Genomic DNA, 13146 nt, shown 5'->3' on the forward strand with positions numbered 1-13146 from the left:
GGAGAACTAAGCACAAGATACCCTAAAAGCGTCCCAGTGCCTAAAGAGTGTTAAGCTAAAGTCTGGTTGAGAAACGATAGCCTGCACCGCGGACGGTTTGGATCAGACGATCATGACCCGATGGGGTCACCGCCTTACGTAAGCGTCGAATGTGCACATCGACAGTGCGGTCTTCGACATAGACGTTGGTTCCCCAAACATTATCGAGAAGCTGCTCTCGGCTATAAACACGCTCTTGGTGTGTCATGAAAAAATGCAATAGTCGAAACTCTGTTGGCCCCATATCGAGTACCTGCTCCCCAACAGACACGCGGTGGCTCACAGGGTCGAGTTGTAATCCCTGCACATCGATGATCTCTTCTAAGCATGTCGGTGCGCTACGGCGCATAACCGCCTTAATCCGAGCGACCAACTCTTTAGGGGAAAACGGTTTAGTAATAAAGTCATCTGCGCCAACCTCTAGCCCTCTGACTTTATCTTCCTCTTCACCGCGTGCGGTCAACATTATGATAGGAATATGACGAGTAAACTCATCTTGGCGTAAACGCTTGGCTAACTGAATGCCACTGCCGCCAGGAAACATCCAATCGAGTAACACGAGATCTGGGTATGGCTCCGTTAACATTTCTAATGCTGAGTCATAATCCTCTGCTGCAGCAGTGGTGTAGCCGTGTTGTTCTAAAACAAAAGTTAACATCTCGCGGATGGCTAACTCGTCTTCAACTATCAAAATCCTTGCAGTCATAATCGATCTTCTATCAGTGAATGTCTACGTTGGCTATTATTGGTCACTTTTATGACATTAATATTAAACACCAAGATATTTTGCCATATTCGGGTACATTTTTGTCATAAATATTCTCTTTCGCTTATCGACCTTAGTCATTAAAAAACGGTTAAGCTGGCAATATTTACATCATGCAAGTAGCCACAAAAAAAGGGGCCAGAGCCCCTTTTAATTAAAAGTGCTGAGGTTAGAACTTATGTTCTAAACCCACACCGAAGTAGCTATCATCATTGTCGATATTTTCGAATGAGCGATTAGTATAGAAAGCGAACAGCTTAGTTGGCTTACCCAGTTTGTAATCGCCACCAACAGACCATGAATCCCCCTTGTCTTCCATATCTTGGAACTGGGCTTTTAATACAACTGCATCAATTTGATATGCCGCGCTCAGTAGGTAACCCGTCTTACTTTCAGCGCCAACAGTTGGCGAACCGTCTTTCTTATAGGTCTCTTCCTGCTGTTGATACATGCCGCCTAACTTAAGACCAGCAATTTTACCCTGTACGGTTGCACGAACCACTTCGTAGCCTTTCACATCTGAATCATAGGCGACCGATGCATAGATTGGTGATTTTTTAAGTTTTGCATCGCCATACATAGCAGCAACGCTGAAGCCATCTTGTGTGTACTGTGAACTCGCGCCTTCGGCCGCATAGGTCACACCAACCTTAAAGCCACTGAAAGATGGAGTAACATAAGTGGCGGTTTGTTCGATACGGTTTTCACCCTTGAACAAGTTCTTCAAGTCACCAGATAGGTCGTTGAACTGATCGACTTTACCTTGAGAGATTTTAAGCATGGTGTCATTACGACCAACTGAAAAGGCACCAAAGCTACCTTTTAAACCCACGAACTGGTTACGTGCTTTAAAGTTTTCCTTGTCACTATCACCAGTATCCACTTCATATTCAACCGTGTAAAACGCTTCGAGTGAGTTGCTTAATTCGAAAGCACCTTTAACACCAAAACGAGAAGCATTAGATTGAATCGTTGTGGTTGACTCATCGTTCACATCATTTGACTGAGCCGTTACATTTAACTTGCCGTAAACCGTTAATGGGTCAGCCGCGTAAGCAGAAGACAGGGTTGCAGTCGCAAGAGCAGAAGCCAGTATAGTTTTACAAAAAACGTTCATCATTTAATCCTTTTGACGTTATTCGTCTTGGTTATTGGTTTGGACGAGCGCCATAATGAAGATGATTTGTTGCACTTTTATTTCAGTAAAAGGTGAATAACGGTAAATAAATTCAATATTGGGTAACAGATATTCGCTAGCCCAGAGCTAGCCTGGCTTTTAGCGAAAGTGTAAGAAATGTGACACTTTAATGAAATGTCACATAGCGATGATTCAAGATGACAATGAGGCGGTTTACCCGAACCGGACAATGGCTTACACTGCGGCTTTAATTTTGATTGAGCACTTATCTATGTGGTTTAAAAATCTAACTGTATACCGCTTTAACAAGCCTTTCTCTGTTGACCCTGATTCACTAGAAAAATCACTGGAAGACTTCACCTTCTCTCCTTGCTCAAGCCAAGACATCAGCAAATTTGGATTCTCTAAGGCAATGGGCAAGCATGGCGAAACCCTGATCCATACAGCCGGTGACAGACACCTTATCTGCGCGACTAAAGAAGAAAAGATTTTACCGTCTCAGGTGATCAAAGAAGCACTTGAAGAGAAAGTCAGCCAAATTGAGGCTGAAGAAAACCGTAAGCTTGCCAAGAAAGAAAAAGACGCACTGAAGGATGAGATCACCACGACCTTATTGCCACGTGCTTTCTCTCGTCGCAGCCAAATCCGTGCATTGATCTTGCCTGAGATCCAGATGGTACTTGTCGACAGCTCTAGTGCGGCAAAATCTGAAGAGCTAATGGCACTGCTGCGTAAAGCGATTGGCACCCTACCTATCATTCCGATGAGCTTTAAAACCCCAATCGAAACTCAGCTGACTGAGTGGTTAAAAGAGGGGAAAACACCAGCGGCGTTTGAGATGCAAGATGAGGCCGAACTCAAAAGTGATTCTGATGAAGGTGGCATAGTCCGCTTTAAGCAGCAAGACTTGAGTGAAGATGAAGTATTAGCGCATATCGAAGTGGGTAAACAGGTTCATAAGCTTGCGCTGCATTTCGGTCAGTCGATTGCATTCTTGCTGCAATCAGATGCCGCGATTAAGCGCCTTAAGTTCTCTGAAGAATTTAGAGCCGGTAACGATGACTTAGGCAATGATGACCCAATGGCTAAGCTCGATGCCGACTTTGCCTTGATGAGCAGCGAACTTATCGCACTTATCAATGCCGTCGTCGAGGCTCTTGGCGGCCTAGAAGACAGCATCTAATTCAATTACGATTGATACACAAAAGGCGCCTAATGGCGCCTTTTTTATAACAAAGCTATTGATAACAAAGTCAGCCTGGCTATTGAGCCGACTTAAAATTGCCCTGCTTATCGAATGGCCAGTCAACACCTAGCCACGCCTTAAAAAAGGCCTTTTGTGCACGGCTTGGCTTGTCGACACTAGTGATTGCCAACTTGCCACTTTGCTTCTCTCCCAGCTTAAGCGTCAGCTCTTTCAATCTATCGTTACTAAACAGCGTCACTTTAATGGTGTCACCCGCCTTAAAGTCTTTAATGCGTGACGTAAAGCCACTCGCCGTGACCTTAAGGCCATTAATCGCAACGATTTCATCACCATTGACAATTCCAGCATTCCAAGCCGGTCCATTGCGCAGTACCTGCGACAACACTAATGAACCGGATTTTAAAGTGACACCAGTGAATGGCTCTATCTTGGCGTCTTTACCATAGGTGGTTTTCAGGCCTGCTTGTGCTAAAAGCGTGTTAAAATCTAGGCTAACGGGCGAGTTAACATATTGCTGCCACCAGGCCTCGTAACTCGTTCCTGAGACCTCATCTAAGATCCCTTTCACATCGGCAATGGTGTAGCCCATTGGAATACGATAGTCGTTATAGAGTTTACGGTGCACATCACGATATGAACGCTTAAGCTTAGTCTCTTCAAGCAGTGAAAAATCTAATGCCAAAGAGGTTAGATAGCCTTCTGAATAGATATTAGTGCTGTGATTGACCGCATAATCTCCGCCACTGCTAGCCCACTGGTTGGCACTTGCCTCGGCAATGGACTGCACTTCTCTACCCGGAGTCTGTTCACTTTGCGCCACTCGCTTTGCCAAGTCTTCCAAAAACTCCTTTGGTGTCATCACCCCTGCACGTAACAGCAACTGGCTTTGGAAATAACTGGTAGAGCCTTCAGCAATCCAAAGTAGTTCGGTTATCTCTTCATCTTGATAGTTGTAAGGCACTAAACCATCGGGTCGATAGGCCTTAACGTTCCAGGTATGGATGAACTCATGAGAGGCGGTTTTAATAAAGCCTAGGTAATCTTTACGCTCTCTATAACTAAAACGTGGACGCTGAATAATAGTAGAGTTCAGGTGCTCTGTTGCGCCTCGCGCACCACTCGTGGCATGAACCATATAGACATAACGCTCAAATGGATAATCGTCCCAAATCACGTCGGCTTGACCGCTGAGCTTAGTCAGGTCGGTGACCATCTTGTCGATATCGTAGTTACCCTCTCCCCAAACCACTAACTCATATTGTCTACCATCGGCGCTAAATTCACGATGTTCGCTGATCCCCGTTTCAATCGGTGAATCGACTAAGATATCGTAATTGTCAGCGGTAAATGAGTGGGCGTTTTCCCCTCTATCCATGCCCGAGTAGCTGTTCCAGCTATTAGGCACCTTGAGAGACACCCTGACAGGTTCATCTCTAAAATCTGGGCTATACACAAAAGTGCCACTAGCATCTAAAAACGCATGGGAGGCATCGATATGGTTAACTCTTTGCCCCAACTTATTGGCATATAACTGATAGTTCACGGTGACGCTTGTAGGCTCCGACAAGGTGACAGTCCATTCTCCACTCGCTGTCCGTGTCCAAGGTAATAGCGCTCCGTTGTTATCGGTCGCCGTAAATTTTCTCACCGCATCGGCTAAGGGCAAGACTTGATACTTACCTGTACGCCATACAGGTAGGTTCACCACCAGAGAGTTTGAGTCCGTTACGGGAAAATTAACCTCAACTTTTGCTAAATGATGTTCGGGACTGGTTAAATCGATCTTGTAATCGACATCGGCAACGGCGTTAGCACAGGCTAAGCTACTAAAAGTTAAGATAAGGGGAACTACAGGTTTCACTCTTGCGTCCTTCTGTTATTATTGTTTTTTGCTGAGTCAGAAAAATATAACATTAGACTTAGTTAAGCCAATAGAATTACAAAAAATAGGCACTTAATTTAACGATTAAGCATAAGGAATGGCATTTTAATGCGTACTTTCATCCCCCTACTCTCAATCTTACTGTTATCGTTTTTCAGCGCTCAAGCTTATTCCAGTGTAAGAGACGAACTGCTTACAGAACTCCAAATACGAGAAGCTCCCAAAACACTCGAACAATCTCTATCAAAAACACTGCCGACCCTACCAAACTTTACCTCAGCAGCAGAGTTTAGCCGCTTTGCCGATGACCATCGTCTCTCAAAGGCAGAGTTAAAGCGTGACATTCAGCTATTCACTCGTTTGAAGATGGAGCTTTATAACAAAGACAAAGACCGCTATGCGATCGCCAAAAGGCTCACCGAGCAACTTGAACTACTGAGCAATAGCACCTTCGATAGCAGCTATGTATTAATGCTAAAAGGACGGTTCGCCGGAAGGAGCCAACAAGATTACACAACCGCAATCTCTTTGTATCAACAAGCTGTCGCGCTCATGGAGCACTCTACAGATGAGACCAGTTTAGTCCTGCGTTACACCTTACAAGAACACCTTGGGGTGATGCATATGATTCTGCGCGAAGAGTCGACGGCACTATTACACCTAAAAGAGCTATCTCGGTTATCTAAGCAGCTTGAGAATAACTACCTGATTGCGCACGCAGAATCCGTATTAGGTAAGTATTTTTATAAGCAGAACCAGCTTGGAAAATCTTTGGCTCATTACACCGAAGCCACCAAATACTCCCAAGATGGTAATAATTCGTCTCAAAATGCTCATATCGAGCTGCAACTAGCGAGGATCTATCGTGATTTAGAATCTTGGGATGAAGCTCTTAGCGCCGCTAATAATGCGGCAGAAGCATTTAGCCTACTCGGTAACGAAAACTACGTCTCTTCATCGATGACGGTTATCGCCATGATTTATGCCAATCAAGGGCAGTGGTATCAGGCAATTGATTACCACCTCAATGCTCAACATATCGAGTCGAAACTCGGGAACTACATCGGCCTAGGACTCAATCTGCATAACCTAGGTGAAGCCTATTATAAAATAGGCGATACCCGAACCTCACTTGAAAACCTTAAGCGAGCAAACGAGATCTTCACCTCGAAGAAGAGTAATCACTACCTCGTATATAACGACCTACTTATCTCTGAGGTCGCAGCCAATGACGCTAATTGGAAGATGTCACTAGATTATGCCTCTAAGGCGATAGCCATTGCCGAGTCTAAACAACTGAACACAGAGTTAAAAGAAGCCTTATCGAGACAAACTGACGCCTTAGAAGCGCTTGGCTTATATGAAGAAGCCTTTAACAGCGTTAGAAAGTTAAACACCCTAAACGAATTGACTCAACCACAACCATCTGGATTTGATGAGCAAAAGTCAATTATTGCCGCACAAAAGCTCGAGCTTAGCCTAAGCCAAGCTCAAAACCAGTTACTAGCTAAGACCGAACAGCTTAATAACACTCGATTAGTAACCATACTTTGTGTATTTGTGCTTTGCCTAACCTTGCTAATATTACTCAAATTATGGCGACTTAAAAACAAGCTCAGCTGCGAAACTAAAACACTACAACAGACTCAACTATTGGAACCTTTTACTCGACTTCATGGTTACTTAGCTTTTAAACGAGACTATATAAACTCAAACAGTCACCCAATAAAAACCATGGCGCTTATCTCCCTGTCTGATCAACTCGACGCCGATCTTTCTCAAGGTTATGAGTGTAATGCCAAGATGAATAAGCGACAGGTATTAGCCATTAAAAACAGCTTAAACTGTCACACCTATGTTATTCGTCCAGGAGTGTTTTTACTCTGCTTCAACGAGTCGATAGAACCTAATCACTTGCTCAGTCTCCTGAGAGATATCATCTCGAACCACGATGGGCAAACAAGCCTTCATATGGGGATATTGCAGCTACCATTACTGGCAGACCCAGCCATAAAACTCACTGCGGCACAGCACTTTGGTAGCCTACAGATGATGCTCCATGCCGCCAGAACGCTCGGCAGCGATAAAGATTACTTTGCAACCATGAAGATGCTTAATTTTGCATCGGCCGGTATATTTAACGATCCTCTCTACCTTAATATCGAGAAAAGTATCGTACGTGGGATCATTAAAGTCGACACTAATGGCAATAAGGAAGATATTATCTGGCCGAGATGGAAGAACCATCAAAATATAGACATTAATGAAGATAAATTAGCCATATAACTCTTTGAAGATAAGAGGATAACGATGTTAATATCTCTTTTTTAGGACAACTGGTAAGATAAGCTCTGAAAAGAATCCCGCTCTCGATACTAGGTAATTGATAGGAAAAATAATAAATATGAAGGATGCCGCCATAGGTACGTCTCAAGTCAATGTACTGCAGCAAAAGCTTTACTCTGCAAAGCAGGCTTTAGAAGAGATGAACGAAGAGCAAAATGCAAAGCTGCGCATCCTAATGCAATTTATTGCCCAATTAAGTCTTGCCTGTAAAGGACAAAATCTAGAGCTTGATAATAAACTGGCAAAGTTACGCCATAAATTAGCAAATTTTAGCCAAGTTGAAGAAGCATTGCCGACCCTCTATGAAGCCGAAGTGACATTAAAGCAGCAATATGCCCATGTCATGTTACAACTTGAAGATTGCCGCAAATCACTGTCGAATATAGTCGGTCAGATTCAAAGGGTTGAGTCTCTACCTAGCAAGTTAAAACTTGAGATCTCTTACTTCAAAAAAGACCTGCTTAAGCCGTTTCATAGCTACTGGGATTACATCCCTAAAGTAGAGAAGATCATCCACTTCTATGATGCTATCTTACAAGAAAAACTGAATTTAGGTGATCAGTTTGAGGTATTGCCTCGCCACCGTCAGGCGGCTCATGAATTAGCACAGTTACTGTCTGAGATTGAATTTAGAAAGGAGCAGCGAGCTCAGGTTTCCGAAATCAAACAGCAACTCACCCAAGAGTTTGAACTTAACACTCTACTCAACGCCTATCAGGTCGTACTAAGTTTACTGCTAGATAATATCGCCCGAGAGAAAACGGCATCGCAAGAGTTTTTATACGTACTCAATAATGCCTTGAGTAACGTACAAGAGGTCGTAGCAGATTCATATAGCCACTCAATCAAAAACTATCAGGTTGCTAAACAACTAAACCGCGATATCAACTACCAAGTCGATAACGTCGGAGAAACCGTGATAGAAGTTGATGATATCAACGAGCTAAAAAACCAGATCACGACACACCTAGCCTCATTACGTAAATCTCTTAGTCGTAAAGAGCTACTAGAAAATAGAGAACAGACTCAGCTAAAGAAGTCTGTAGAGACTCTGCGTCGAGAGCTTAAAGAGCTTGCAAAAGAAACAGAGTCCTACAAGGAGCGCCTATTTGAGCAGCAAAAGCTCAATCTACTCGACTCACTCACTCAACTGCCAAATCGCAGTGCATTAGAAGAGCGAATGGATATTGAGTATCGTAACCACAAGCGTACTAAGCAGCCATTATGGGTCGCCGTTGCCGATATCGATCACTTCAAAACTATTAATGATAGCTTCGGTCACAGCACCGGTGACAAAACACTGCAAGTCATTGCTATGGCTCTAAAAAATTCATTACGCGAATCGGAGTTTGTCGCCCGTTACGGCGGCGAAGAGTTCGTTCTATTGCTACCAGATATTGCCGAGAGCGATATCCTTCCTCTGCTTAACCGTGTGAGAGAAAAGGTAAAAAGTATACCTTTTAAGTTTAAAGATCAGCGAATTACAGTTACAGTGTCTATAGGTGCTGCGCAAATAATTGAAAATGAGCTCATCACAGAAACTTTCGATCGAGCCGACGCTGCACTATATAAAGCCAAAAACGAAAGCAGAGATAGAGTCATCATAGACTTCTAAGCTTCTCCCCTTGTGTTAACACCCGTTACACCTCTCTTTTTTGGGATAGCTTACTCATCACTGCTTAAGGAGTTGCTATGATAGTAAAAATAAGTCCTAGAGGAAGCCTAGATCAACTTTCACAACTGGAAGTTGATAGATTAAAACAGAATGCCAAAAGTGAGCTTTACCAGCTCTACCGCAACTGCTCACTTGCCGTACTCGCATCTGGCCTTAAAAGCGATAATGCAGAGGGGCTTTTCACTCAGTTTAGTGACTTTAATGTCAATGTCTTACGCCGTGAGCGCGGCATTAAAATCGAGTTGACCAACCCACCAGAAGAAGCTTTCGTCGACGGTGAAATCATCGCCGGGATCCAAGAGCACCTCTTTGCGGTATTAAGGGATATCGTCTACATCAACGATAAGTACGACAACCTTAAGCATATCAACCTCACGAATGCGAGTCACATCACTAACGTCGTATTCGATATCTTACGCAACGCGCGCTCAATGCCAATGCTCGATCCCAATATCGTCGTTTGCTGGGGCGGACACAGTATCAACCCCGTAGAGTACCAATATACCCGTGAAGTGGGTTACGAATTAGGGCTACGCGCACTCGATATCTGTACAGGTTGTGGACCCGGTGCGATGGAAGGGCCGATGAAAGGTGCCGCCATTGGTCACGCAAAGCAACGGGTGAATCACGCCCGCTACATAGGTCTAACTGAACCAAGTATTATTGCCGCTGAGCCACCGAATCAAATTGTCAACGAGTTGGTTATTCTGCCCGATATTGAAAAGCGCTTGGAGGCCTTTGTAAGATTAGGGCACGGCATTGTTATCTTCCCAGGCGGTGCGGGCACCGCCGAAGAGCTACTTTATCTACTGGGCATTCTACTCAATAAAGATAACCGCAATATCCCTTTCCCATTAATACTTACGGGGCCGAAAGAGAGTGAAGAGTATTTCTTGCGCATCGATGAATTTATTGGCGCAACTCTTGGTGAGGAAGCACAGAGCAAGTATCAAATCGTGATCGACGATCCAGTGAAGGTCGCTCGAATACAGAAACAGGCTATGGAGGAGATCAAAACCTTCCGCAGGGAGAATGGCGACTCTTACCAATACCAGTGGTCGTTAAAAATTGAGCCTGAGTTCCAGCTCCCTTTTGAGCCTACTCACGAGGTGATGAGTAACTTAGACCTATACTCTCAAGCTAATAAGGCTGAGCTCGCGGCAAACTTGCGTAAAGCGTTTTCAGGTATCGTCGCTGGTAATGTCAAGATGGATACCATTAAAGCAATTGAGCTCAATGGACCGTTTGAGCTTAAAGGCGATCCCGAGCTTATGACGCTGATGGACGACCTATTAGGTGCATTTGTTTCCCAACAGCGAATGAAATTGCCGGGAAGTGAATACATTCCCTGCTACAAAGTCATAAAATAGAAAGTCATAGCGTACAGAGAATACAGAGAGAAAGTTGAATAAACTGCTTATTATCTATGCTATGAACTTAGTGCGGCGGATCCACGCCGCACAGTAAAACTAATCTGAAGTTACAGATAAGTGAATGTATTCCCAGCTACAAAGTCATAAAGTACAGAGAGAAAAAGTTGAATAAACTGCTTATTATCGATGGTATGAACTTGGTGCGGCGGATCCACGCCGCACAACCCAACGAGTCTGATGTCTCAGGGCTGAAAGAGCGTGTTAATGGCGCCTGCCGCAAGTTGCTTAAGTTCCATGCACCGACACATGTAACTATCGTCTGGGACGGCGATGCAATCTCGTGGCGTAAAGCCCTCTATGAAGATTACAAAAAAGGCCGTAAGCCTATGCCTCAAGCATTAGCCGATGGCCTTAATGACATCAAAACTTATTTAGCAGAGCACCAAATTCACTCTATCGATGCAGAATCTGAAGCCGACGATGTGATAGCGACCTTAGCCACTAAACTTGCCAACACAGATGGCGAAGCGATTATCGTCTCTACAGACAAAGGATTTAGCCAATTAAATCATCCGCATATAAAGCAATGGGATCACTTTAATCAGACCTATCTAACTGTTGAAGATATGGAACAAAAACTAGGGGTTGAACATTCTCAGTTAATTGACTACTTAGCATTAGCAGGTGATAGCGGTAATAAAATCCCAGGAGTCCCCGGTATCGGCCCTAAATCTGCAGTAGAGTTACTCAGAATTTATCGCTCACTAGCAAACATCTATAACTCCATCGACAAGGTAGGCTCTAAACAAGCCAAAAAACTTCAAGAGGGGAAACAGATGGCGCGCCTCAGTTATAAATTGGTGCAACTCAGAACCGATATGCCTTTAAGCGTAAACCTGAAACAATTTAGAATTGAAAAGCCGGATCCCGCTTAAACTTACATTTGTTAACATAAAGTTGTCATCCTAGCGTTTACCCTAATGCGATCACATAGTATCTTAGGCTTATTGAAAGAGCCGCATGAAGGATTCGTTGCTAGGATGAAATCTAAACTTCCCGTCATTATCATCAGTATTTTCGTCACTTACGTTGCTTTTGTCGCCGTGATTATGCTCACTTACGATCCCAGCCCCGATGAGATGAGATGGGAAGATAGGCAAGCCTATAACAAAGCTATGATGGCCGAAATCAGCATAGGCCAAAGCATCGCCGAGATAAAATCCCTTTTTGGCAAAGCCGATTTTACAGAAGCAAAAATCTCAAACGAACAACACTTACAAGTACTCTTCTACCGAACCCACCATGTCACTTCAGATGGTGAAACCTCTAAGGAGGAGTGCACTCCACTACTGTTTAAGCAAGGAGTACTCATCGCTTGGGGGGAAGATACGTATAATCAGTATCTAGCCAGCCAGATCGATAGCTAAGTTAGCATCAAGATTTAGCAACAACCCAAGCAAGCCTGATGTAGTAGAAAACAAAAAGCAGCACCTCGGTGCTGCTTTTGCAATTAAGAATGGATAACTTTCGCTCTTTGAGCTTTTTATTTTAGCTCAATTAGTTATCCTGTAGCTGCTTTTGAAGCTCTTTTTCGGCCTGCTCTCGCTTAGCTAGCTCGGCTAACAAACGCTGCTCCTCAGTTTGTTGCACCTCGCCTTTATCCCCCCCTCTTTTTCTCGCTTCCCAATCAGGCTCACCTTCAAGCGGAGCTTTTGCAATGGCAGTTGCGGGTAAGCCTAGCAGCATCACACTAACTAAGGTTATCATCTTGAATTTATTCATTTACCTTCCTTGTGTATGAATCAAAAACGAATGCGCTATATTATCAATTGAGCTCTCTGTAGTAGGGCCGTCAGACGACATAAAGCGGCACCTGTCGGCCTATCTCGAGACACGCCAATTACCATAGCCGCTTAATATTAGAACACTCTTATCCCTTATGCCTAATATTCGACATCCGTTGCATCGAATGTGCTATCAAGGCGCCCCCTTACTTAGGCAAGCACCTTAAAGGCGCCCTGTAATCCCTCTACCGCCATCTGAGTACCGATAACGGCCAAAATAAGCCCCATCATTCGGGTGATAGCCCCTAATGCAGCAGAGCCTAAATAACTGACTAAGCGCCCCCCAAAAATAAAGAACACGTAGGTTATAACACATAAAACACCAAACGAAGCAATGGTGCTAATAAGCTCTGCGATTCCGCCACCGGCGGTAAAGTTCATTGCAGTAGTAATCGTGCCGGGGCCTGCCAAGATAGGCAGTGCTAAGGGGGATATCGCAATACTGAGTTTAGACTCTAGCGACTCCTCAACGGGCTTGTCCTTATCATGGTGCACCGCAGACTGATTGCCCTGCAGCATATGAAAACCTATCAAAAATACCAACAAGCCTCCCGTGATGCGGAAGGCGGGCAGTGAGATCCCAAATAAGTGAAAGATAAACTGACCCGATACGGCGAATAAGCTCACAATGACAAATGCGATAATTAAGGCTCTAAAAGCGATTAATCGGGTTGTCTTCTCATCGTCATCGGCTGTAAGCCCAAGAAAGATGGGGACATTAGCTATCGGATTCATTATGGCAAAAAAGCCCATAAACACAGCCCCTACGTGCATCCAAATCCCATCCATTTACTCTACACCTTATACACTCAATTTATGCTGCTCATTATGCAACAATTTGATGCAATTACCCCCTGTTTATTTGCTGCGCGCTAC

The 13146-nt window shown here is 44.1% G+C and carries 11 protein-coding genes; 6 read left to right on the forward strand and 5 right to left on the reverse strand.

The genetic code is table 11. The annotated features are described in order from the left end of the window. Positions 1-55 precede the first annotated feature (55 nt). Both phoB and L1D44_RS02530 read right to left on the reverse strand, forming a co-directional pair. Positions 56-745, reverse strand: a complete 690-nt coding sequence (gene phoB / locus L1D44_RS02525) for a phosphate regulon transcriptional regulator PhoB (protein WP_239888698.1) — start codon at positions 743-745, stop codon at positions 56-58. 229 nt (positions 746-974) lie between these two features. Beyond that, positions 975-1925, reverse strand: a complete 951-nt coding sequence (locus L1D44_RS02530) for a porin (protein WP_239888699.1) — start codon at positions 1923-1925, stop codon at positions 975-977. A gap of 289 nt (positions 1926-2214) precedes the next feature. On the opposite strand from L1D44_RS02530, the gene rdgC reads away from it, so the two are divergent. After that, the gene (gene rdgC / locus L1D44_RS02535) at positions 2215-3126 is read left to right on the forward strand and encodes a recombination-associated protein RdgC (protein ID WP_220768532.1); all 912 of its coding nucleotides are present in this window, start codon (positions 2215-2217) and stop codon (positions 3124-3126) included. A gap of 79 nt (positions 3127-3205) precedes the next feature. Here rdgC and L1D44_RS02540 read toward each other — a convergent pair whose 3' ends face one another. Then, on the reverse strand, positions 3206-5011 hold the full coding sequence (locus L1D44_RS02540) for a PDZ domain-containing protein (RefSeq protein ID WP_239888700.1): 1806 nt from the start codon (positions 5009-5011) through the stop codon (positions 3206-3208). A gap of 129 nt (positions 5012-5140) precedes the next feature. Between L1D44_RS02540 and L1D44_RS02545 the strand changes: the two genes are divergently transcribed. The 5 genes from L1D44_RS02545 to L1D44_RS02565 all read left to right on the forward strand — a co-directional run bounded on the left by L1D44_RS02545 (position 5141) and on the right by L1D44_RS02565 (position 11853). Continuing rightward, complete coding sequence (locus tag L1D44_RS02545; RefSeq protein WP_239888701.1) at positions 5141-7318, forward strand: tetratricopeptide repeat protein; 2178 nt, start codon at positions 5141-5143, stop codon at positions 7316-7318. Positions 7319-7436: 118 nt separating this feature from the next. Beyond that, positions 7437-8993, forward strand: coding sequence for a diguanylate cyclase (locus L1D44_RS02550; protein ID WP_239888702.1), 1557 nt, complete (start codon positions 7437-7439; stop codon positions 8991-8993). A 77-nt stretch (positions 8994-9070) separates the two neighbouring features. Then, positions 9071-10423: a nucleotide 5'-monophosphate nucleosidase PpnN gene (gene ppnN / locus L1D44_RS02555; protein ID WP_239888703.1), complete on the forward strand. Its 1353-nt coding sequence runs from the start codon at positions 9071-9073 to the stop codon at positions 10421-10423. Positions 10424-10590: 167 nt separating this feature from the next. Continuing rightward, positions 10591-11361: a flap endonuclease Xni gene (gene xni, locus L1D44_RS02560; protein WP_239888704.1), complete on the forward strand. Its 771-nt coding sequence runs from the start codon at positions 10591-10593 to the stop codon at positions 11359-11361. Positions 11362-11466: 105 nt separating this feature from the next. After that, positions 11467-11853: a DUF3192 domain-containing protein gene (locus L1D44_RS02565; RefSeq protein ID WP_239888705.1), complete on the forward strand. Its 387-nt coding sequence runs from the start codon at positions 11467-11469 to the stop codon at positions 11851-11853. Positions 11854-11983: 130 nt separating this feature from the next. Here the strand turns inward: L1D44_RS02565 and L1D44_RS02570 are convergent, their stop codons facing one another. Next, complete coding sequence (locus tag L1D44_RS02570) at positions 11984-12208, reverse strand: hypothetical protein (protein WP_239888706.1); 225 nt, start codon at positions 12206-12208, stop codon at positions 11984-11986. 212 nt (positions 12209-12420) lie between these two features. After that, entirely contained in the window at positions 12421-13059 is a 639-nt protein-coding gene (locus L1D44_RS02575) for a MarC family protein (protein WP_220768500.1), read from the reverse strand. Positions 13060-13146 lie beyond the last annotated feature (87 nt).

The organism is Shewanella sp. Isolate13 (genome assembly GCF_022398325.1).
Taxonomy (GTDB): Bacteria; Pseudomonadota; Gammaproteobacteria; order Enterobacterales; family Shewanellaceae; genus Shewanella.